At 35.8% G+C, this 18,608-nt stretch carries 17 protein-coding genes; 11 read left to right on the top strand and 6 right to left on the bottom strand.

From position 1 onward, the window contains the following. From ABJ955_RS13195 to dapF, 4 genes are all read right to left on the bottom strand, one after another. Entirely contained in the window at positions 1–651 is a 651-nt protein-coding gene (locus ABJ955_RS13195) for a peptidoglycan-binding protein LysM (protein ID WP_347375105.1), read from the bottom strand. 158 nt (positions 652–809) lie between these two features. Further along, a complete protein-coding gene (gene mltG / locus ABJ955_RS13190; protein WP_347375104.1) occupies positions 810–1,853 on the bottom strand; it encodes an endolytic transglycosylase MltG in 1,044 nt (347 codons plus the stop codon). Between the two features lie 29 nt (positions 1,854–1,882). Continuing rightward, entirely contained in the window at positions 1,883–2,407 is a 525-nt protein-coding gene (locus ABJ955_RS13185; RefSeq protein WP_347375103.1) for a GNAT family protein, read from the bottom strand. Continuing rightward, positions 2,404–3,177 (bottom strand): diaminopimelate epimerase, encoded by a 774-nt coding sequence (dapF, locus tag ABJ955_RS13180; protein ID WP_347375102.1) that lies wholly within the window; start codon positions 3,175–3,177, stop codon positions 2,404–2,406. The genes ABJ955_RS13185 and dapF overlap by 4 nt, the downstream gene beginning before the upstream one ends. Positions 3,178–3,439: 262 nt before the next feature. On the opposite strand from dapF, the gene ABJ955_RS13175 reads away from it, so the two are divergent. Beyond that, on the top strand, positions 3,440–4,828 hold the full coding sequence (locus ABJ955_RS13175) for a trypsin-like peptidase domain-containing protein (RefSeq protein WP_347375101.1): 1,389 nt from the start codon (positions 3,440–3,442) through the stop codon (positions 4,826–4,828). Between the two features lie 137 nt (positions 4,829–4,965). Beyond that, the gene (locus tag ABJ955_RS13170; protein WP_347375100.1) at positions 4,966–6,414 is read left to right on the top strand and encodes a glyceraldehyde-3-phosphate dehydrogenase; all 1,449 of its coding nucleotides are present in this window, start codon (positions 4,966–4,968) and stop codon (positions 6,412–6,414) included. A 351-nt stretch (positions 6,415–6,765) separates the two neighbouring features. On the opposite strand, the gene ABJ955_RS13165 is transcribed toward ABJ955_RS13170, so the two are convergent. Continuing rightward, positions 6,766–7,125, bottom strand: coding sequence for a hypothetical protein (locus ABJ955_RS13165; RefSeq protein ID WP_347375099.1), 360 nt, complete (start codon positions 7,123–7,125; stop codon positions 6,766–6,768). Positions 7,126–7,406: 281 nt separating this feature from the next. Then, positions 7,407–7,895 (bottom strand): hypothetical protein, encoded by a 489-nt coding sequence (locus ABJ955_RS13160; RefSeq protein WP_347375098.1) that lies wholly within the window; start codon positions 7,893–7,895, stop codon positions 7,407–7,409. Between the two features lie 211 nt (positions 7,896–8,106). Here ABJ955_RS13160 and ABJ955_RS13155 point away from each other — a divergent pair, with 211 nt between their 5' ends. The 9 genes from ABJ955_RS13155 to ABJ955_RS13115 all read left to right on the top strand — a co-directional run bounded on the left by ABJ955_RS13155 (position 8,107) and on the right by ABJ955_RS13115 (position 18,355). Next, positions 8,107–9,282, top strand: a complete 1,176-nt coding sequence (locus ABJ955_RS13155) for a DUF748 domain-containing protein (protein ID WP_347375097.1) — start codon at positions 8,107–8,109, stop codon at positions 9,280–9,282. 71 nt (positions 9,283–9,353) lie between these two features. Further along, the gene (gene trmD / locus ABJ955_RS13150) at positions 9,354–10,028 is read left to right on the top strand and encodes a tRNA (guanosine(37)-N1)-methyltransferase TrmD (RefSeq protein WP_347375096.1); all 675 of its coding nucleotides are present in this window, start codon (positions 9,354–9,356) and stop codon (positions 10,026–10,028) included. Between the two features lie 31 nt (positions 10,029–10,059). Further along, the gene (locus tag ABJ955_RS13145; protein ID WP_347375095.1) at positions 10,060–10,692 is read left to right on the top strand and encodes a hypothetical protein; all 633 of its coding nucleotides are present in this window, start codon (positions 10,060–10,062) and stop codon (positions 10,690–10,692) included. Between the two features lie 162 nt (positions 10,693–10,854). Continuing rightward, positions 10,855–11,205, top strand: coding sequence for a 50S ribosomal protein L19 (rplS, locus tag ABJ955_RS13140; protein WP_347375094.1), 351 nt, complete (start codon positions 10,855–10,857; stop codon positions 11,203–11,205). Between the two features lie 627 nt (positions 11,206–11,832). Beyond that, positions 11,833–14,061, top strand: coding sequence for an NADP-dependent isocitrate dehydrogenase (locus ABJ955_RS13135; RefSeq protein ID WP_347375093.1), 2,229 nt, complete (start codon positions 11,833–11,835; stop codon positions 14,059–14,061). A gap of 67 nt (positions 14,062–14,128) precedes the next feature. Continuing rightward, the gene (locus tag ABJ955_RS13130; RefSeq protein ID WP_347375092.1) at positions 14,129–16,489 is read left to right on the top strand and encodes a TonB-dependent receptor; all 2,361 of its coding nucleotides are present in this window, start codon (positions 14,129–14,131) and stop codon (positions 16,487–16,489) included. 5 nt (positions 16,490–16,494) lie between these two features. Then, the gene (locus ABJ955_RS13125) at positions 16,495–17,292 is read left to right on the top strand and encodes a DUF4249 domain-containing protein (protein ID WP_347375091.1); all 798 of its coding nucleotides are present in this window, start codon (positions 16,495–16,497) and stop codon (positions 17,290–17,292) included. 30 nt (positions 17,293–17,322) lie between these two features. After that, entirely contained in the window at positions 17,323–18,138 is an 816-nt protein-coding gene (gene murQ, locus ABJ955_RS13120) for an N-acetylmuramic acid 6-phosphate etherase (RefSeq protein WP_347375090.1), read from the top strand. Beyond that, positions 18,131–18,355 (top strand): DUF6095 family protein, encoded by a 225-nt coding sequence (locus tag ABJ955_RS13115; protein WP_347375089.1) that lies wholly within the window; start codon positions 18,131–18,133, stop codon positions 18,353–18,355. Before murQ ends, ABJ955_RS13115 begins: the two co-directional genes overlap by 8 nt. Positions 18,356–18,608 lie beyond the last annotated feature (253 nt).

The raw sequence follows: 18,608 nt of genomic DNA, 5'->3' as shown, positions 1-18,608 counted from the left end.
TTACATTAACCTTGGTTTTCTGTTTGGCACAATATGCGAAGTATCATAGCCTGAAAATTTTCTTAAGTAGTAACGTATGGAAGTCCCATTTGCATCTTCAAATCTATTTTCGCCAGCACTTCTAAGAAATTTCTTCACATTTCCTGGTCCAGCCAAATGTGCAGCTGCTAAAATTCCAGATTCAGTAACTTTAATACCTGCAATTGTTTTACCAGAATAACGCTTAATATCTTTTCTCAGAACCCACTTGTTAAGCGAAGTATATGCTAAAAAAGCTGCCTCCTGTTGCAGTGTATTGTCTAGAAATTCATCTGTATTTTTAAGCCCCATCATTCTAAGGGTTGCTCTTGAAAACTGATATTTTCCCATATATCCGTAATCATTCACAATAGTATAATCCCCTCTTGATTCTTTAAAACCTAATGCTTCTTTAAACCCTACATACGATTTTCCTAAAAACAAATAAAATTTTGGCGTAATAGGAGCCGTAAATGTAGCTAGATGCTCAGCTTCTGTTGGCACATTATAATCCAACTCTAACCCTTCTGTGCTATACGCAGAAAAGTCATAACCTTCTTTTGTATTAAAACCCGTCCCTACCACTATGGTAACAACAAGTAAAACTGCAATTAAAGATATTCTTTTTTTCATTCAGTATTAAAATTTAGTTGTATTCCTACAACTTCTTTTCAGCGCGCAAAGATACATATTTTTTTAATAAATTGATTTACAGGGTGTTAAATTATTGTGAAAGAAAAAGCAGCCCTTATATTCAGGGTGCTTACAGCTGTTTTAAAAAAAATATAATATTATCTATTTAAGCCTTGACTATTTACCCAGCGTACATATTCCACCTTATTAGCATTATGCTGAGAAAGTGATTTGGCGAATTTATGATATCCAAAATTGGTGACATCGGCGACAAAATAGTAGTAATCGTGCTGTTCCGGATTTAAAACAGCATCAATTGATGAAATATCTGGCATTGCTATCGGCCCCGGAGGAACACCCGCATATTTATAGGTATTATAAGGCGAGTCTAACTCCAAATCTTTATAAAGCACCCTTTTAATTAGCTGATCGAAATCACCGCTTTCACGTTTTAACGCATAAATAACTGTTGGGTCTGCTTGCAATAACATCCCCACTTTTAATCTATTTATATAAACGCCAGCCACTCGAGGACGTTCATCTACTTTAGCAGTCTCTTTTTGAACAATTGCAGCCAACGCCATTACTTGCTCTTTAGTAAGCTTAAGTTTTTTTGCTTTTTGTAGTCTAGATTCACTCCAAAAGCGTTCGTATTCAATTTTCATGCGGTCACAGAAAGTTTCCGCAGAGCTATTCCAATAAAACTCATAGGTATTTGGTATATAAAGCGAAAGTGCTGTCTCCGCATTCAAGCCTACTGTTTCCAAAAATTGGGGATCGCGCATAGCCTCTAAAAGCGATAAGCTATCAGCCTCTATTTGCTGCGCTATATGACCCGCTAAATTTTCTAAACGCTCTTGGTTGTTAAATTTTATATCAATTGGAATGTTTTTGCTTCGCAATGCATTTACAATATCGTTATTCGTCATTCCTTTGGTAATAATAAAATGACCTGGTTTTACATTTGAAGTATACTTTTTTTGAGTTGCAATTGCGTAAAATGACTCGGTATCCTTTAAAAGTGGTTCTAATTCAGCAACAACATCATTTATTGTCGCATTTGTTGGGATAAAAACATGTGCTTCCTTATTATTAAAAGCGGTGTTATCTGAAAATGCAGTATTATACACATACCACGCAAAACCACCCATCCCAACTGCGCCAAGCAAAACAACAATTAAAAATATCTTTTTTATATACATTTTTTAAATACTAGGTTCTGAATTAAAAACTAACGTATCAATTGATACAAATATTCACTTTTATACTTTCCTTCGGAAAAAATCCAATCTTTTTTTAAACCACTGCGCTCAAAACCCGCTTTTTCAAAAAGCTTTAAACTAGGGGTATTATCTTCCGAAATAGCTGCGTAAACACTATGCACATTTAAATGCGAAAAGGCATAATTACAAGTAATTTCTAGTGCTTCCGAAGCAAAGCCTTTGCGTTTAGCTGCTCCTAAAAAAACCACAATACCAACGCCTACTCTATTGTGTTTTGGGTCAAAATCAAAAAGATCTATCAAACCCACAACAGTTTCACTCCCACTCATGCAAATTACCAAACGTAGCTGTTTAACATCATAAATATCGCGGTGGCTATTTTCTAAATACTGTGTTAAGATATATTTGGAATATGGAGTTGTGGTATTACTGACTTCCCAAAGGGATTCGTCGTTTTCTAATTGGTATAAAAACTCCAAATCTGTCGGTTCCAAAGCACGTAGAAATATGTTTTCTCCTTTTAAGGTCCTCATTTCCAAATTCCTTTAAAAACTTGTATTGCAGGCCCCTCTAAATAGACATTTTTATAGCAATCAGCTTCTTTTTCAAAACGTACTTGCAATGTTCCCCCTGGCGTTTTAAGAGTTACTTTATTTTGTGAAGTTTTACCAGTTTCAAACATGGCAATGGCAACCGCAGTTACCCCCGTGCCACAAGAAAAAGTTTCGTTTTCCACACCACGTTCATACGTTCTTACAGCAAACACAGCAGCAGCTTCCTGCTCCACAAAATTTATATTAGAACCTTCTTTTCCGTAGGTTGTATTGCGAATTGTTTTTCCATTATCAAAAACATTAAATTCTTGAAGGTTGGAAACTAGCGCAACATGATGTGGTGAGCCTGTATTCAAAAAAATATGGTTTTCAAAAACATTTACTGTCGCTACATCATTCATTTTTAAAGAAACCCAATCCTCTTTTACTATGGTTTCATGCATCCCATCAACAGCTTGAAAAGTTGCCTTTTCTGAAATAATATTTAGAAATTTCGCAAAATGGGAAATACACCTCCCACCATTTCCACACATCGTGCTTAGATGGCCATCACTATTATAATAAACCATTTTGAAGTCTGCCGAAGGATGATTTTCCAATAAAATCAACCCATCCGCTCCTACGCCAAAACGTCGGTCGCAAATTTTAGCAACAAGGGCCGTGTCTTTCTTCGGAAAAAAAGCTTCCCGATTATCGATTAGCACAAAATCATTGCCTGTGCCTTGGTATTTATAAAAGGTGAAATCCATACGTGCGCAAAGATATAAAAACCCAGCAGGAGTTTGCCGAAAGTTTTCACGTTAAATACAAGTTAAATACAGGTTTTTGGCATACTTTTTTCAGACTATCAGTGTTAAATTTGTAGAAGTATTAAAAGAATGTTTCTACAAAAAGAATTTTCTTCCTCCCTCCTTCATAGGAATTAAATTCTTAAAACAGTTTAAGAATGAAAAACTTGACTAAAGAGTTTTTGAATAATTTTAAATTAATATTAATTAAAAATTTCACACAATGAAACAAACAATCCGTTTATTTCTGGTAGCCCTGTTTGCAGGAGCAATAACACTTGGTGGCTACAAATTTTTCGAAAACAAGGAACAAATTTCCTTTGCTCCAGAAAAAGCTTCAAGCTTTATTCCTACAAATTTTTCTTCGAATGCAGCCGAAATGAATACCGATTTTATTGAAGCGGCAGATAAAAGCGTTCATGCGGTGGTTCACGTAAAAAACACGACGGTTAGTAGACAGCCCACAAATATTATGGAATTTTTTCACGGTGGCGGCCAACCACGGGCAACGGTTGGTAGCGGAAGTGGCGTGATTATTTCGCCAGACGGTTATATTGTTACCAACAATCATGTAATTGCCAATGCCGCAAACCTTAGTGTGACGCTAAATAATAACAAAACCTATACCGCAAAATTAATTGGTACAGACCCAGCAACTGATATTGCGCTCATTAAAATTGAAGGCGATGATGCATTTCCTTTTATCCCTTTTGGCGATTCAAACAATGTGAAAATTGGCGAATGGGTTTTGGCTGTTGGAAACCCCTTCAACCTAACCTCAACAGTTACTGCTGGAATAATTAGTGCGAAAGCACGCGATTTGAATCAATTTGACGGCAATCCACAATCATTTATTCAAACAGATGCTGCTGTAAACCGCGGAAACAGTGGCGGGGCATTAGTAAACACACGTGGAGAACTTATTGGTATTAATACTGCCATTACTTCTGAAACTGGAAGTTATGTTGGGTATTCGTTTGCGGTACCTTCAAATAACGCCCGAAAAGTAATTGAAGATATTCTAGAATATGGAAACGTACAACGTGGAATTCTAGGAATTCAAGTAGGAAATTTAAATTCAGATTTAGCAGAAAAACTAGGTGTTAATGAAACCCAAGGAGTATATGTAGGTGGCATTGAAAAAGGAAGCGGAGCAGATAAAGGCGGAATAAAGCAAGGTGATATTATAAAACAGCTTGATGGCGTACCAGTAAATAAATTTGCTGATTTAGCGGGGTATTTAGGTTCTAAAAGACCGAATGATGTGGTTGAAGTAACCCTAATTCGAGACGGCAATGAAAAAACAATTCCTGTAACACTTGTAAAATTGGAAACATTTTCAATCGATGATTTAGGGCTGGAAGTAAAAAATATTACTTCTGCAGAGCTAAAAGAACGTGGATTAAGCAATGGAGTTACCGTAACACGTGCATTAACACCCGATATGGCACAATACAAACTGGAAGGAATTATCATTACAAAAATAAATGACGAACCTATTAATGACATCAGTGATGTAAAGCGAATTATGACACAACGCAATTCGCGAAGTCCAATAAAAATGACTTTCATGGACACTGCTGGAAACCTAAATTCCTTCATTTTTAGGTAAAATAAACAATCGTATTGTTTAAGGCACCGCTGAAAATCAAAACTTTCAGCGGTGTTTTTATTTTCAATAATTATTTCCCCACACCGATAGAAATAAGTATTTTTGCACGAAATTTAAACCCTTAAAAATCCATCCTTATGAGTTTTGATGACGTTTATGAAAAAGAACTGTCCTTTCAAACTGACCGCAGGAAAGCCTCAGTAGAATTTATTAAAATCATTAGCGACCTTTGGTACGACAAGTCCATTGAATTGGTACTTTTCCGCAACCAACTTATCGACCGCAATGTGAGTGAAATTTTAAACCTTCACGAATATGCTGGCGAATTCGTACAAAAGCCTATCTCAATCTTCGATTCTGTTGAAATTGCTCAGGCTATCAAAACTCTGGATCTTCCTCCAGCAAAACTAGACATAGGTAAGCTTACCTATGAGTTTCACTTAGAAGACGATAAATATTCAAACGCACTAGCATTTGTTTCAGACAAATTAAAAGATGCCAAAGAAGCCAAAAGCTTAGTTCCAAAAGATGTTGTTCTTTATGGTTTTGGACGTATTGGCCGTTTGTTGGCTCGTGAACTTATGACTAGAACTGGCCAAGGAAACCAACTTCGCCTTCGTGCAATTGTAGTACGTGGAAAGATGGACCAAACCGTTTTAGACAAAAGAGCTTCCTTGCTTCAAAATGATTCTGTACACGGAGATTTCCCAGGAACTGTTCGTACAGACCTTGAAAACAGTGCTTTAATTATAAATGGAACTACGGTTCATATTATTTCAGCAAACAATCCGGAAGAAATTGATTATACTAAATACGGTATCGAAGATGCTTTGGTAATTGATAATACCGGTGCTTTCCGTGATGATAAAGAATTGAGCAGACACTTAAAAGCCAAAGGTGCTTCAAAAGTATTGCTTACTGCTCCTGGAAAAGGAGTGCCAAACATCGTGCACGGTGTAAACCAAAACGAATACGACCCAAATACAGTCGATATTTTTTCTGCAGCTTCGTGTACTACAAACGCCATCACTCCTATTCTGAAAGCTGTTGAAGATTCATTCGGTGTGGTTCGTGGACATTTGGAAACCATTCACGCATATACAAACGACCAGAATTTGGTAGATAATATGCACAGCAAATACCGTCGTGGTCGTGCTGCAGCATTAAATATGGTAATTACAGAAACTGGCGCTGGAAGTGCGGTTGCAAAAGCATTGCCTGTTTTGGCTGGCAAACTTACTAGCAACGCGATTCGTGTTCCGGTTCCAAACGGGTCTTTGGTAGTTTTAAATCTTGAATTTGCAACCCCAACTACAGTAGATGGAATTAACGCTACAATGAAAAAATATGCATTGGAAGGCGATTTAGTAGAACAAATTAAATACTCTATGAGCAACGAGCTTGTTTCTAGCGATATTGTTGGTTCTTCTGCCCCATCTATTTACGACAGTAATGCAACTATTGTAACCGAAGACGGTAAAAACGTAGTGCTTTATGTATGGTATGATAACGAATATGGCTATAGCCACCAAGTAATTCGTTTGGCAAAATACATTGCACAGGTTAGAAGGTATACTTATTATTAGTAGTAACTACCTATACATACAAAATCCCGCTATTTTCATAGCGGGATTTTTTTTATTCTGTGTTGTGTATTGGTAGTGGGGTTGTGTATGAACACGGTACTTTCATTAATACTTTTTCCGAGTTTGTTTAGAAATTTTAATCCACGAATGTTTCTCGAATAATATCTTTACATTTTTGGATTTCCGATTTAGATAGTCGGGGATATTCCTTTATTATTCTTGATTTGTCTATTGTTCGAATTTAGTCGATAGTTTTTAAACCGTGGTCTCCACTTTCATCAAGAAACAAAAAATATTTCAAATTATTGTCTTTCAGTTATTTAACCATCCAAATATAACACAAAAACCCAACTATTTCCGCACCACTGCCCTAAGCTCTTCCAGCTTGGCATTCGTTAACTTTGCTTCCTCCTCCAGCGCAGCAATACGCTCCTGAAACGGCAGGGTAGTGTCTGGGGCATTGGTGGTAAAATCTGCTGGCAGCTGGGCGGCGAGGTCTTTAAAAAAGTTGTGTTTTAGGGCGGTGCTTAGTTCCCAGAGTAAGGCTGTTTGCAGTGTGGGCTGTTTTAGGTAATACTCAATGGTGGAAGGTTGGCGCTCCATATACCGGGACAGCGAACTTCTATAAACGCTATGCTTTATAATATGGGCTTTAAGCAATTTTCCCAAATGGGGCGAGGTGTTCTTTTGGAGGTATTTTGTTTTCATCATTATAGAATTTAATTAGACTGCTATGATATTTAATTAGACTATTATCCTGTTTTATTAGATTGGTATACTATTAAATTTAATTACGATGCTATTTTATGAGACTACGCTCCTATTTTATTAGATTAATTTAGTATTAAATTAGAGCTATACACTATAATATGAGACAACTATTAAATTTTAGTAGACAACTAGTTAGTTTAATTTGACTGTTATATTATTTTATTAGACAGCTGCCTAACATTCTAAAAAATACAGGTATTGCTACCTGTATTTCCTAAACCCTATCCCTCCATTGGTGGAGCGGGGTTTCTACCTCCTTGCCCCGCAAAACGCACCTTAAGCCTATCAAAACTTGCCTGTGCGCCGGGTACGCCTGTGCGCGCCATAACTTCAAGCAGGCCGTAGGCTCCCGTGGCCATGCCATAGGCTTCGTGACCCGCAAGGCGCTTTACGTCTTCAAGCCGCTGTAGCATATCCATCATACGGCTTATAATGGTTTCTACCTGTTCAAAAAGCTGAAGGTCGTTTGCCAAAAACTCCAAATTGTAGGTGGCATTAACGGCTAGATTGGGGTTGGTGTTCATCTCGTCTAGCATCTCCTCAGCAAATACTTTATTATCTACACTTATGGCGTTTAGGTTACGGCGTTGCTCATCGGTAAGCGTAGCGTCTGGAAAAGCAGCGGCCGCAGTGTTTAAGGCATTCATGATTTCGGTAACTTCCAGATCTGCAAGGGTCTGGTTTAGTAAGTTTTGGTTTGTGTTGCTCATTGGTTAAAATTTTAAGGGTTACTTTCTAACAAGGTTTATAAAAAAAACAATAGCAGTCAAGAGGGAAATCCCCCATTTTTACTGTGGTTGTTTTCCTACTTTTTTCAAAAGCATTCCTTAAATACAACAACTCCCTTTCTATTTTTATGACTTCATTAACCGAAATATTCCTCAAATTCCAGCAAATTTGTTACAACCAATTATTTAAACAATGGCGCAATCAAAACAAAAGAGAGGTTTTAAAAAGAAACGATATACAATCCCCTTTATACTACTACTGCTTCTACTTGCGTTCCGCTTATACTTACCTACACTCGTAAAAAACAACATAAACAAAGTGTTGGCAGACATTCCTGGCTATTATGGGCAAATTGATGATGTAGACATTTCGTTAATACGTGGCGCGTATGTAATAAAGGGTATGTACTTAAATAAAGGAACCGCAGCATCGCAAATTCCTTTTTTAAGCTTTCCAAAAAGTGATATTTCTATGGAATGGAAATCTCTTTTCAGAGGAAAAATAGTTAGCGAAATAATAATGACCAGCCCAGAAGTAATCTATGTTTTTGAAGACCAAAAAGAGGAAACGGGCGATGCAAATGTGGATGATTGGACCAAAGCACTTACAGAAATTGTTCCTATAGCCATAAACCACTTTGAAGTGCACGACGGCAAAGTAGCATTTGTACAGCTTTCCGCAGAACCAAATATCGATCTTCAAATAGACAACCTAGAGCTTACCGCTGCTAACCTTCGGAATGTTGTAGAAAAAGAGCGCATTCTCCCCTCACCTATTCGCGCCAGTGGTGTTTCTATTGGCAATGGTAAAGTTGCTTTGGAAGGCTATATGAATCTTGTTAAGGAAATTCCAGATATGGACCTCTCCTTTTCCATTCAAGATGCAGATGCAACTGCCTTAAATGATTTTACAAACTATTATTCCGGTCTTGATTTTGACAAAGGTACTTTTAGCCTTTTCAGTGAAGTTGCAATTGCAGACGGACACTTAATAGGCTACTTAAAACCACTTTTAACCGATGCAAAATTAATAGGGAAAGGCGATGGTTTTCTAGAAGTTTTATGGGAAGGATTTGTGGGTTTATTCAAATTTATACTAAAAAACCAAGGCACAGATACCGTGGCCACAAAAGTGCCGATTGAAGGAGATTTAAACAAGGTGGAAGCTGGAATCTGGCCCACTGTATTTAATATTTTTGAAAACGCATGGATTAAAGCTTTTACAGGAGAAGTAGATGGTGCTATTGAATTTAAAGATGCCTTTCAGGATGAAAACCTAACCCGCGAACAAAAACGGGAACTCCGAAAAAAAGAACGCGAAAAGGAAAGAGAGCAACGCAAAAAAGAACGCCAGGCTCGTAAAGGTTGATTTTCTATTGCAATTCCTTACTTTTACGGTGAATTTCCTAAAAGCCATAGGAAACCATAAAAATCTCTTTCATGCGAATTGATATTATTACCGTATTACCTGAATTGCTTCAAAGCCCTTTTGAAGCTTCAATACTAAAACGCGCCATTGAAAAAGGACTCGTTGAAGTACATATGCATAACCTCCGGGAGTATTCCTTAAACACTTACAAACAGATTGACGATTATCAATTTGGTGGTGGCGCAGGCATGGTGATGATGATTGAGCCTATAGACAAATGTATTTCCGACTTAAAAGCTAAAAGAGATTACGACGAAATAATCTATATGACGCCCGACGGAAAAACGTTTAACCAGCCAACTGCAAACGAGCTTTCGTTAAAAAAAAATATCATTATCCTCTGTGGGCATTATAAAGGAGTGGACCAACGGGTGCGCGATCATTTTATAACGCGTGAAATTTCGGTGGGCGATTTCGTTTTAAGTGGGGGCGAACTTGCTGCGGCCATTGTTTGTGATGCCGTAATCAGACTTATTCCAGGGGTTTTAGGAAACGAAACCAGCGCCCTTACAGATTCATTTCAGGATAATCTGTTGGCGCCACCAATATACACACGCCCTGCAGAATACAAAGGCTGGGCAGTTCCTGAAATACTAACAAGTGGAAACACTGGAAAAATTGAAGAATGGCGCGAAGATCAAGCATACAAGCGCACCAAAGAGCGTAGGCCTGATTTGTTGGAGTAGTTACTTTTGAAATTGATTGATACTATAAAAAATGATAAAAGGATATTTTCTAATCGGCTTTTTCACTTTTATTTCTTGTAATTCAAGTCCAGATATTGATGAAAAGTTTAGTACTGATTTCTCCAGGGATTTTGGCATGTATACTGTATTTATAAATGAATTTGAATCCACTACATTCCACCTGAATAAGTTAATCGAACAAGAGCTTAATTTGAAGTTGGATGATAGTTTTGATAAAATTCATAAATATGATAGCCTTACCAAAGAGTATATTGGAACATTAAAAAATTTAGAACTTGAATTAATTAAAAACTCTCAAATTGAAAATTTTAATAATATCAAAGAGTCTCAAAAAGCTTTTTCAAGCATTAAAGAAGTTAACGATTATTTCTTTATAGGTGATAGCTTGACTAATAATGGAAATATTTATTTAGAAAAGAGAAGAACGTACATAAATAAACTTCTAAAATTAACTGAGAATCCAGATTTCACGCAACGAATTGTAAATAATTTAAGCGTCAATGATGCAATAGATAGGAATAATAACAACATAAAATACTTAAATTATCACTATAAAAACACTCCACTAATTGCTTTTGTTGCTCATAACAAACTTGTTATAAAGAAAATCCTGCATTTAGAATATGATTTTATAAATGAATAGTAGGTACAAAAGACAATAAAGACCAAACGTATACTATAAAGGAACAAAAGAGCGATTAAACTTGCTTGCTAAAAATAATTGCTTATTTTTGCACCCACTTAATTCAACCTCTGGCGAGAACCGCGAATGTTGTTTTAATTTAATCCTTATCAAATTAACAAAATGGAAGCGTTAATAAAGTTTGTACAAGACGAATTTGTTACAAAAAAAGAATTTCCTGAATTCGGAGCTGGTGATACAATTACTGTATTCTATGAAATCCGTGAAGGTGAAAAAACTAGAACCCAGTTCTTTAGAGGTGTAGTAATACAAGTTAAAGGAACAGGTATAACCAAAACTTTTACAATCCGTAAAATGAGTGGTACAGTTGGTGTGGAACGTATATTTCCACTTAATATGCCAGCACTACAAAAAATTGAGATCAACAAAAGAGGTAGCGTACGTAGAGCTCGTATCTATTACTTTAGAGGTCTTACTGGTAAAAAAGCCCGTATCAAAGAAAAACGTATGTAGTTCTTCTTTGTTGAAAACCCTTAAAAGCCCTGTATTCACAGGGCTTTTTTTATGAACAATTGTTTATAACCCCTGTTGGTAAACTGTTGATTTTAAACACCCTAAAAAGTAGTGCTATTTAGAGTTTCGTTTATATATTAGCACTATCGAACTTAGGTTAATAGCCAAACTAGATAAAATAAAGTAACGTTCTTTTACATTGTTTTTTTTTAATTTATGATGAAGCTAAGGATTTAAAAAAATCGTAGCCTCTAGATTTAAAAAAATAAAAAGAAAACACTTTATCGTTTTTTTAGTACTTGCGGTATTATAATCTCAAGGATTTATACAAAAAGGAATAAAAAAACATTTGGGGCTGTATTTTAAAAGATACAGAACCCGTGGAAGTAAGCCACAACTGCAAGGGTATAATAAACTTGCTTAGATTTTAACGTTGTTTAAGATAGTTGGTAACGGTTTGCTTTACAAGGAGCCATATCACAATGTATTTTATACAGTGATATGGCTTTTCTTTTTTTTACAAATTATTGTTGTTTCAATAACAATTAAGCCCTCACTTCCCTTTTAAAAGCTCCGCCAAATCGTTATATTTGCGTCCTTTAATATTTCATTCCAAAAAACACTTCAATGACAAACTTTTCAAAAATTATATATACCAAAACTGATGAAGCTCCAGCGTTGGCAACCTATTCATTTTTACCAATAGTACAAGCTTTTACTGCGCCAGCAAATATTAAACTTGAAAGTCGCGATATCTCACTTGCTGCTCGGATTTTAGCCGTTTTTCCAGAATTTCTTTTAGAAAATCAACGTGTAAATGATGATTTGACAGAATTAGGTGAACTTGCCAAAACCCCTGAAGCAAATATCATTAAACTACCAAACATCAGCGCATCCATTCCGCAATTAACGGAAGCCATTGAAGAACTTCAAAAAAAGGGTTTTAACATCCCAGATTACCCTGAAACTGCAACAACAGCAGAAGAAAAAAAAATAAAATCGAAGTACGATAAAATTAAAGGAAGTGCTGTAAACCCAGTACTTCGCGAAGGAAACAGTGACCGTCGTGCACCAAAAGCAGTGAAAAATTACGCCAAAAAGCATCCGCATAGCATGGGAGCTTGGAGTAGTGATAGCAAAACCCATGTAGCAACGATGCAGCACGGAGATTTCTTTCACAATGAAAAATCTGTTTCATTAACCGCTGATGACACCCTTAGGATTGTTTTAGTGGAAAATAATGGAAATAAAACTGTTTTAAAAGAAAGCCTAAAAGTTTTAAAAGACGAAATCATAGATGCCACGGTGATGAGCAAAAAAGCATTGGTTTCTTTTTTAGAAAATCAAGTGGAAGATGCCAAAGAAAAGAAAGTACTTTTTTCTGTGCATTTAAAAGCTACCATGATGAAAGTGAGCGATCCTATTATTTTTGGGTATGTAGTGAAAGTTTATTTTGAAGACTTATTTAAAAAATATGCAGATACTTTCAAAAAAATAGGTGTAGATGCAAATAATGGTTTAGGCGATTTAGAAAATAAACTTTCTGAATTAAACGATACTGAAAAGAAAGCTATTCTTGAGGATATTAAAAAAATAGAGGCAGCAAGAGCAGATTTGGCAATGGTAAACAGCGACAAAGGTATTACTAACCTTCACGTGCCAAGTGACGTTATCGTAGATGCATCTATGCCTGCAATGATTCGTAATTCTGGACAAATGTGGGGGGCAGATGGAAAAGCCCACGATACAAAAGCAGTAATTCCAGATAGCAGCTATGCTGGCGTTTATGAAGCTACTATTAATTTCTGTAAAAAACACGGCGCCTTTGACCCAACTACAATGGGAACCGTACCAAACGTAGGTTTAATGGCGCAAAAAGCAGAAGAATACGGTAGCCATGATAAAACTTTTGAAATTCCTGCAAATGGAAAAGTTCAGGTTTTAAATGGTTCTGGCGAAGTTATTATTGAACATAGTGTTGAAGAAAACGATATTTGGCGCATGTGTCAAGTTAAAGATTTACCTATTCAAGATTGGGTGAAGTTGGCTGTAGAACGCGCGCGTGCAACGAGTTTACCGGCTGTTTTTTGGCTAGATGAAAATCGTGCGCATGATGCAGAGCTTATTAAAAAGGTAAATACATATCTTCCAAATCACGACACCAATGGCTTAGACATAAAAATACTTTCCCCAGAAAAAGCAACAGATTATACTTTAGAGCGTGTAAAAGCTGGAAAAGATACTATTTCAGTAACCGGAAATGTGTTACGTGATTATTTAACAGACCTCTTCCCTATTTTAGAATTAGGTACAAGTGCAAAAATGCTTTCTATTGTTCCTTTAATGAATGGCGGTGGGTTATTTGAAACTGGGGCTGGAGGTTCTGCTCCAAAACACGTTGAACAACTTTTAGAAGAAAACCACTTGCGATGGGATTCCTTAGGAGAATTTTTAGCGCTTGCGGTTTCTTTAGAACATTTAGGAACCAAATACAACAATCCAAAAGCTCTTGTTTTGGCAGATGCCTTAGATGAAGCAACTGAAAAATATCTAGAAAACAGCAAATCACCATCGAGAAAAGTAAATGAAATTGACAATCGTGGCAGCCATTTTTACCTAGCATCGTATTGGGCTGATTCACTTTCAAAACAAGATAAAGATGAAGAGTTAAAGAAAATATTTAGCCCTATTGCTAAAGAATTGAAAGAAAATGAAGCTAAAATAAATGATGAGTTAATTTCAGTTCAAGGCAAGGCTATTAATATTGGTGGATATTATGAGCCAACGGAAAAGTTGGTTGATGAAGCTATGCGACCAAGCAAAACTTTTAATAACATCCTTTCGGAAATAAAATAAAACTCAAAACGTTATATAAACCTTCAGTATTTACTGAAGGTTTTTTTTTACATTAAAATAAATTCATTTGAAAAAAATCATCCTTTTTCTATTTTTCATTGGCAGCATTTCTGCTTTTTCACAAGAAAAATTTACGCTTAGCGGTACCATTTCAGAAGTTTCTTCAGGTGAAACACTTTTTGGAGTAAATGTTATTATCCCATCGTTGCAAACGGGCACTGTAACCAATCAATACGGCTACTATTCCATCACACTCCCAAAAGGAAATTACGAAATAATATATAGCAGTATTGGTTTTGCAACACAGAAAATTGAAGTCGCACTTCTAGAAAATGTAAAAAATGACTTAGAATTAACCACCGATACAGAAAGTCTTGACGAAGTAGTAATTGAAGCTGATGCCGAAAAATTAAACATTCGAAATGCGCAGATGAGCGTCAACACACTTTCAAGTTCAACAATCAAAAAAATTCCTGTTGTTTTAGGTGAAGTAGACGTTATAAAGGCAATTACAATGCTTCCTGGCGTAACAAGTGCTGGCGAAGGCGCAAGTGGATTTAATGTTCGTGGCGGTGCTGCAGACCAAAATTTAATCATGCTAGATGAAGCCACTCTTTATAACTCCTCTCATTTGTTTGGCTTCTTTTCTGTTTTTAACCCAGATGCAATAAAAGATTTAACCCTATATAAAGGAGGAATACCCGCGCGTTATGGCGGACGTATTTCTTCAGTTTTAGACATTTACCAGAAAGATGGTAACAAGCGTGAATATCATGCCACGGGTGGTATTGGTCTTGTTGCAAGCAGACTGTTACTTGAAGGGCCAATTAAAAAAGATACTGCTTCATTTTTGGTAGGTGGTCGTAGCAGTTATGCCCATTTATTTCTGCCTTTATTTGATAATGATAACGTAGCTTATTTTTATGATTTGAATACAAAACTTAGCTATAACCTTAATGATAACAACCGTTTGTATTTATCTGGTTACTTCGGAAGAGATGTTTTTGAAATCTCAGATAGCTTTTCAAATAGCTTCGGAAATACAACTTTAAACCTTCGATGGAATCATCTTTATTCTGATAAATTGTTTTCAAATCTATCTCTTATCTATTCCGATTATTACTTTGGATTAGCGCTTAATTTTGTGGGTTTCGATTTTGACAGTGGCATACAAAACTTAAATTTGAAATACGACTTCACCCATTTTCTTTCAAATAATATAGATTTACGCTATGGAGTTAATAGTATTTATTACAAATTTAACCCTGGAGATGTAAACCCCACTTCAGAAGATTCAGGTATAAATCCATTCAAACTAACTGATAAATACGCTTGGGAAAACGCTGCGTATTTAGATGCTGACATTGAAGTTTCCGATAAAATTACAGTACAAGCGGGCTTAAGGCTCTCAACTTTTAATCGTTTGGGACAAGATGAATTGTATTTATATGAAAACGACAACCCAATATTTTACAATCAAGAATTAGATATTTACCAAAAAGTAAACCCTATAGATACTATTTCATTTGATAGAAGTGAAACTATAAAATCTTTTGCCAATTTAGAACCAAGACTTGCAATTTCTTATCTATTGAATGATGATTCTTCAATAAAGGCAAGTTATAATCGAATGACGCAGTATGTTCACTTAATCAGCAATACTACTTCGCCCACCCCTTTCGATATTTATGCCCCTAGCGGAAAATACATAGAACCGCAATTAGCAGATCAAGTGGCGATGGGATATTTTAGAAATTTTAAAAACTATTCATTAGAAGTAGAAACTTTTTATAAAGAAGTAAAAAACAGATTAGATTATGTGGACGACGCAGATTTAATTGCAAATGATGCGTTGGAGCAAATACTTTTAAAAGGCGAAGCTCGCGCATATGGCTTGGAAGTGCTGCTTAGAAAAAATAAAGGGAAATTTCAGGGCTGGATTGCATATACACTTTCAAAAAGTGAACAACGAACTCCTGGGAGAACACCAACTGAAAGTGGTATTAATAATGGTGATTGGTATAATTCAGCTTGGGATAAAACACACGATCTTTCAATTACAGGGCAATATGAATATTCAAAAAAATGGTCGTTTGGAGCAAATTTTATTTTTCAAACGGGTCGCCCAACTACATATCCTGAAGCACAATATGAATATAATGGTGCTATAATACCTGTTTATGAAGCTCGCAATAGTAGCAGGCTCAGCCCTTTTCATCGTATGGATTTATCCGCTACCTGGACCCCCAAACCAGAAAGTACAAAACGTTGGAAAGGGGAATGGGTTTTTAGTATTTATAATGCGTATAACCAAAAAAATGCGGCGTCAATTTCATTTAGAGAAAACACAGATATTGGTCAAAATGAAGCGGTTCGACTTTCAATTTTTGGTATAATCCCTTCCATAACGTATAATTTTAAATTTTAGAAAATATGAAGAAATTATTTTTAATAGTGATTTTCTTCGGAATATTTACTTCCTGTGAAGATGTTATAGAGGTTGAACTCAACGAAGCTCCTCCGCGTTTAGTGGTTGAAGCAAGTATAAACGTACGTAGCGACGGCAGTGCTTCTTCAAACATAAAATTGACCACGACAGCGCCTTTTTTCAACAACAATATATCTTTTGTCTCGGATGCAATCGTAACTATAACTGATGAAAACAACATGGTTTATACCTTCGAATATCAAGATGAAGGAATATATTCCGCCTTTTTTATCCCTCAGGAAAATATAGATTATACATTATCTATTACCTATAAAGACGAAATTTATACCGCAACAGAGCAACTTTATAATGTGGTTCCGTTAGAATATATAGAGCAGAGAAATGACGGAGGTTTTACAGGTGAAGATATTGAACTTAAAGCATTTTTCACAGATCCATTAGGTGAAGGAGATTACTATTTTTTTGAGGCATTTTCAGCACGAGGTGACCATTTAGACATTTATGACGATGTTTTTTTTGATGGCAATGCTATTTTCGGATTATATTTAGCCGAAGATTTAGCTGCTGGCGATGAAGTATCATTTAGGTTGTATGGTGTTAACGAACAATTTTATAACTTTATGTATATCCTTTTACAACAAGGAGAAGGTGGTGGTGGACCTTTTGAAACACAACCTGCCACAGTTCGTGGTAATATTGTAAATAAAACGAACCCTTCTAATTATCCATTAGGCTATTTTAGGATTTCAGAAGTATCCACACTAAATTATACTGTACAATAGCATTCGTTTATAGAATTTAATACGTCATCAATGTCTTTTATAAAAACTACAGAATCGGATTCAAAATACAATCATTTGGAGAAAATGACCGTTTCTGAATTGCTTCAAAATATTAATAACGAAGATAAAACAGTTGCCTTTTCAGTTGAAAAAGCACTGCCTCAGATTGAAATATTAACTGAAAAAGTAGTTGAAAAACTCAAAAACGGCGGACGACTTTTTTATATCGGTGCGGGAACCAGTGGCCGTTTAGGAATTGTAGATGCTAGCGAATGTCCTCCCACTTTTGGAGTTCCACATGATTTGGTTATTGGATTGATAGCTGGGGGTGATATTGCAATTAGAAAAGCTGTAGAATTTGCGGAAGATTCTATAAGTCAAGGCTGGGAAGATCTTCAAAAAGAAAATATATCTGAAAAAGATGTTGTAATAGGCATTGCAGCTTCAGGCACTACACCGTATGTGATTGAAGCTTTAAAAAAATGCAACGATTCTAATATCTATACAGGTTGTATTAGTTGTAATGAAGGAAGCCCATTGGCTATCACGGCAAAATTTCCTGTAGTTGTAAGCGTGGGTTCGGAATTTGTAACTGGTAGCTCTAGAATGAAAGCTGGAACAGCACAAAAGTTGGTGCTAAATATGATTTCTACCACAGCAATGATTCAACTAGGTAGAATTAAAGGAAATAAAATGGTTGATATGCAGCTTAGCAACAACAAACTAGTAGATCGTGGCGTGCGAATGGTTATGAGTGAATTGAATATTTCAGAAACAGAAGCAAAAACACTTATTGAGAAATACAAAAATGTACGAAATGCTATAAACAATTTTAAAAATGGGTAAAGAACACACAGATATTGAAATACTTAAAAAAGGAATAAAGTTCATGGCATTCGCGCTACCCTTACTTTTTTTAGCCCCCTACCTACTAACCCTGTCATTTCTAAACAAAGAAACATTTATGTTTTACGTATTTCTTTTCTTCGGAATAATTGCCGCAGCTGGTGCTATTTATCTTTGTTTTAAAGGAATAAATACTATTTTGAAATCCATCTTTTAGAAAGTATTATATCAAAAAAACTATTCACATATAACTACTAATTTATCAATTAAATACGCATTGTATTCTGACCTTCCATTCGCCTCTTAGCTGAATATCATTTCTGTACCTCTCATTTATTTCCTACTTACCATATACCTTTTTGGATTCCATTTGAATAAAATTTTTATTTTCATTTTAAATTAAAACCAAAAAAAAACCTTCATCAATTACATGATGAAGGTTTTAAAGGAAGGCGGCGACCTACTCTCCC

Origin of the sequence: Aequorivita sp. Q41 (assembly GCF_039831855.1) — a bacterium.
In the GTDB taxonomy this organism is placed as follows: domain Bacteria; phylum Bacteroidota; class Bacteroidia; order Flavobacteriales; family Flavobacteriaceae; genus Aequorivita.
Note: the sequence above shows the minus strand (reverse complement) of the source record. Positions and strands in the feature narration are given on the sequence as shown.

What these genes read in the sequence shown, in the direction of transcription:
- ABJ955_RS13195 (WP_347375105.1), bottom strand. Translation starts at nt 651, where the DNA reads ATGAAAAAAAGAATATCTTTAATTGCAGTTTTACTTGTTGTTACCATA.
- mltG (WP_347375104.1), bottom strand. Translation starts at nt 1,853, where the DNA reads ATGTATATAAAAAAGATATTTTTAATTGTTGTTTTGCTTGGCGCAGTT.
- ABJ955_RS13185 (WP_347375103.1), bottom strand. Translation starts at nt 2,407, where the DNA reads ATGAGGACCTTAAAAGGAGAAAACATATTTCTACGTGCTTTGGAACCG.
- dapF (WP_347375102.1), bottom strand. Translation starts at nt 3,177, where the DNA reads ATGGATTTCACCTTTTATAAATACCAAGGCACAGGCAATGATTTTGTG.
- ABJ955_RS13175 (WP_347375101.1), top strand. Translation starts at nt 3,440, where the DNA reads ATGAAACAAACAATCCGTTTATTTCTGGTAGCCCTGTTTGCAGGAGCA.
- ABJ955_RS13170 (WP_347375100.1), top strand. Translation starts at nt 4,966, where the DNA reads ATGAGTTTTGATGACGTTTATGAAAAAGAACTGTCCTTTCAAACTGAC.
- ABJ955_RS13165 (WP_347375099.1), bottom strand. Translation starts at nt 7,125, where the DNA reads ATGATGAAAACAAAATACCTCCAAAAGAACACCTCGCCCCATTTGGGA.
- ABJ955_RS13160 (WP_347375098.1), bottom strand. Translation starts at nt 7,895, where the DNA reads ATGAGCAACACAAACCAAAACTTACTAAACCAGACCCTTGCAGATCTG.
- ABJ955_RS13155 (WP_347375097.1), top strand. Translation starts at nt 8,107, where the DNA reads ATGGCGCAATCAAAACAAAAGAGAGGTTTTAAAAAGAAACGATATACA.
- trmD (WP_347375096.1), top strand. Translation starts at nt 9,354, where the DNA reads ATGCGAATTGATATTATTACCGTATTACCTGAATTGCTTCAAAGCCCT.
- ABJ955_RS13145 (WP_347375095.1), top strand. Translation starts at nt 10,060, where the DNA reads ATGATAAAAGGATATTTTCTAATCGGCTTTTTCACTTTTATTTCTTGT.
- rplS (WP_347375094.1), top strand. Translation starts at nt 10,855, where the DNA reads ATGGAAGCGTTAATAAAGTTTGTACAAGACGAATTTGTTACAAAAAAA.
- ABJ955_RS13135 (WP_347375093.1), top strand. Translation starts at nt 11,833, where the DNA reads ATGACAAACTTTTCAAAAATTATATATACCAAAACTGATGAAGCTCCA.
- ABJ955_RS13125 (WP_347375091.1), top strand. Translation starts at nt 16,495, where the DNA reads ATGAAGAAATTATTTTTAATAGTGATTTTCTTCGGAATATTTACTTCC.
- murQ (WP_347375090.1), top strand. Translation starts at nt 17,323, where the DNA reads ATGTCTTTTATAAAAACTACAGAATCGGATTCAAAATACAATCATTTG.
- ABJ955_RS13115 (WP_347375089.1), top strand. Translation starts at nt 18,131, where the DNA reads ATGGGTAAAGAACACACAGATATTGAAATACTTAAAAAAGGAATAAAG.